The 3,255-nt window shown below is 65.7% G+C and carries 1 protein-coding gene; it reads right to left on the minus strand.

What is annotated here, in order from left to right; all coding sequences use genetic code 11:
- A partial coding sequence (locus tag ACILRF_RS15640) for a GDSL-type esterase/lipase family protein (RefSeq protein WP_395674519.1) occupies window positions 1-3,232 on the minus strand: 3,232 nt, incomplete at its 3' end.
- Window positions 3,233-3,255 lie beyond the last annotated feature (23 nt).

The following is a 3,255-nucleotide window of genomic DNA, read 5'->3' on the forward strand; positions in this document are numbered from 1 at the left end:
TCTCGAACCGAAACACGTCCAGGCCCGAGCTGCCGGTCAGGTTGTCTGCGCCGGCGCCGCCCACCAGGGTGTCGTTGTGGTTGTTGCCCTTGAGGACGTCCGCACCCGCCCCCCCGCGAATGAAATCGTTCTGATCGCCGGCGGAGACCGTGTCGTCGCCGTCGTCGCCGTTCAAAACGTCATCGCCCGCGTTGCCGTAGATCTTGTCGTTTCCGGCCAGCCCCTGGATCGTATCGCCGACAGCTCCGCCGTTCAGGAGGTCGGCGCCACTGGTGCCGAGCAGGGTGAAGGTGTCGTCGTTGCTGATCGAGCCGGCGGCGGTGGCTTGGATGATCGCGGTGTCGCTGGTGGCATTGGAGAGGGTGACAATGAAGCCCTCATCCAGCTCGAAGGCCGTGTCGCCCGCCACATCCAACGTGATCAGCTGGGAGGTCTCGCCAGCGGCGAAGCTGACCTGACCGCTCGGCAAGGCGCCGCCGAAGTCGGCGGCGCCGGCCGGCGACAGCCCTGATCCGCTCACCGTCCAGTCCGCCATGGCGGGGGCGGACAGGTCGCCCGAGCGCGTGACGGTGAAGGTGAAGGTGGTGGAGCCGCTGTTCCCTTCCGCCTGGATGGGGTTGGCTGCGGCGAGGCTTAGCGACGACGCGGCGGTGTCGTCGTTGATGATAGAGCCTGTGGCCGTGGCCTGAGGGATGGCGACACCTGAGGGGTTGGAGAGGGTGACGGTGAAGCCCTCTTCAGGCTCGTACGCCGTGTCCCCCGCCACATTCAGCGTGATCACCTTAGAGCTCTCGCCCGCGGCGAAGCCGACCTGGCCGTTCGGCAGGGCGCCGCCGAAGTCGGCGGCGTTGGCTGGAGACGCGCCCGATCCGCTCACCGCCCAATCCGCCGTGGCGGGGGCGGACAGGTCGCCCGAGCGCGTGACGGTGAAGGTGAAGGTGGTGGAGCCGCTGTCGCCCTCCGCCTTGGCGGCGTTCGTCGCGGCCAGGCTGAGCGATGGGACGCCCAGGCTTATGACGTTGTTGCTAAGGCCGTTGCCGCTCTCGACGACGAGTTCACCGCGAACGGCCCCCTGCAGGGTGATGACGGTTTCAAATTGGCCGTTGTTGTCGCCGTCGATCCTGAGCAACGTGTTGGATCCGGTGGTGTCGAGCTGCACATTCGCCCCACTCGCCAGGCTTTGGCTGAGTACGATCTTGTCGCCATCGTAGTCGCTGATCAGGTCGCCGTTGAGCTCCGCGCGTGACCCTTGGATTATATCTACGCCGGCTCCGCCTGTGATCGTATCCGCGCCGAGGCCGCCCGAAAGGGTGTCGAGGCCGGCGCCGCCGACGATCAGGTTGTCGGCGCTATTGCCGCCGCCGTTGAAGCCGCCAACGCCGGCGAAAACGAGCTCCTCTACATTGAGCGGGAGGACGTAGACGGAGAGCGCGGTTTGGACCCTGTCCTGACCGGCATCGGCGTTCTCCGTTACCGCGTCGCCGAGCTGAACGATGTAGGTGTCGTTTCCCGCCCCGCCCAGGAGTGTGTCCTTGAGCCCGTCGGATCCGCCGCTGAGCGTGTCGGCTCCGGGCCCGCCGGTGATCTTGTTGACGAGCTCGTTGCCGGTTCCCCGGAAGCCGACGAGGGCGTCGAGGCCGATGAAGGTGAGCTTCTCGATGAAGCTTCCCAGCGTGTAGCTCGCGAGCGTGGTCTTGACCGTGTCCGTGCCCCCCGCATCGCCGCCGCTGACCGCATCGATCTCGCTGACCACGTCGCCGACATGGTCGACCGTATAGCTGTCACCGCCCGCGCCGCCCTGGAGCGTATCTGCGCCCGTCAGACCGTTCAGAGCGTCGTTCCCGCCGCCCCCTATGATCAGATTGTCGCTCGCATTGCCGAACCCTTTGAAAGGTGAGGAACCCGTGTAGATAAGGTCCTCCACCTCCGCTCGAAGGATGTAGGTCGTGAGGTCCGTCTGGACTCCGTCTCGTCCGGCCCCGACGCTTTCGTTGACGAGGTCACCGGCCCTGACGACGTAGACGTCGTCGCCTGCACCGCCCGCCAGCGTGTCGTTTGCGCTATCCAGCCCTCCGCTCAACGTGTCGGCGCCAGATCCCCCGGTCATCAGATTAGCCAGCTCGTTGCCTGTCCCGGCGAAGTCGCCCGAGCCGATAAACGTCAGGTTCTCGATGTTGGCGGCCAAGGTAACGCTGGTGAATATCGTCCGGACCGTGTCCCGTCCTTCGCCGGCGCGTTCGACCACCTGATCGCCGGCATCATCGACGTAATAGGTGTCGTCGCCGACGCCGCCGATCATAGTATCCGCGCCGCTTCCACCGTTAAGGAGGTCCCCCCCGCCGAGGCCGACCAGCCTGTTGGCTCCGCCGTCTCCGGTGAGGACGTCGCGATACGCCGAACCCTCGAGGTTCTCGATCGAGACAAGTTGGTCGGACGCCGTCCGTGACAGCGCGTTGTTGTCGCCGCCGAGCCTCGTCACAAGCGCTTCGTACCAGTTGGCCGCGATCTTGGTGTAGCCGGAGGGGTTCGGATGCAATCCGGGGTCGTGCGGCGGCGCGGTGATGTCGGCCGGCGTCAGGTCGCTCATATCGACATAGGTGACGTCGATGCCTGCGGCGCGCTTCTGTGCGATGAGGTCAGGGATCATCGCATTGTAGGCCTGGGCCAGGGCAATACGGGTGGCCGGCTGATCGTCCGTCATCGGCGGGATCGGACCGACGAACAGCCTCGGCGCGTTTGGCTGAGCAGCGATGTCGTCGATCAGGCGCGAGAGCTTGTTGAGTATCTGGGTGGCCGTCGGAAGCGGGTTGCCCTTGGTGTTATTCGTCCCGGCAATCAGAAGCACCACGTCCGGGTTGGCCGCTCCAATCCAGGTGGCGACGTTGGCGTCCATCTGGTCGATCGTCCAGCCGGGATGGCCTTCGTTGTCAGCGTCTTCGATATTCCCGCCGACGACCGAACCGACGAGGTTTATCGCCAGATCGTTCGCGACGGTGAGGTCCCAGAGTGGCCCCCGATAGCCGCCAGCGGTTTCCCACTGAACGCCAAAGGTGATGGAATCGCCGAGCGGCATGAGGCGCGGCGCAAAGCCGACGGCGCCACTGGCCAGGCTCGCGATGACGCCTGTCGTGGCGGTTGCATAGCTTGCCGTATCGTTCCCGGGGCCGCCATCCAGCGTCTCGCCTCCGGATTTACCGGACAGGAGATCGTCCCCCTCCGAACCGGCGGGCATGAACAGGCCTCCTGAGAGCGGGT

Source organism: Phenylobacterium sp. (assembly GCF_044236515.1).
Classification (GTDB): domain Bacteria; phylum Pseudomonadota; class Alphaproteobacteria; order Caulobacterales; family Caulobacteraceae; genus Phenylobacterium.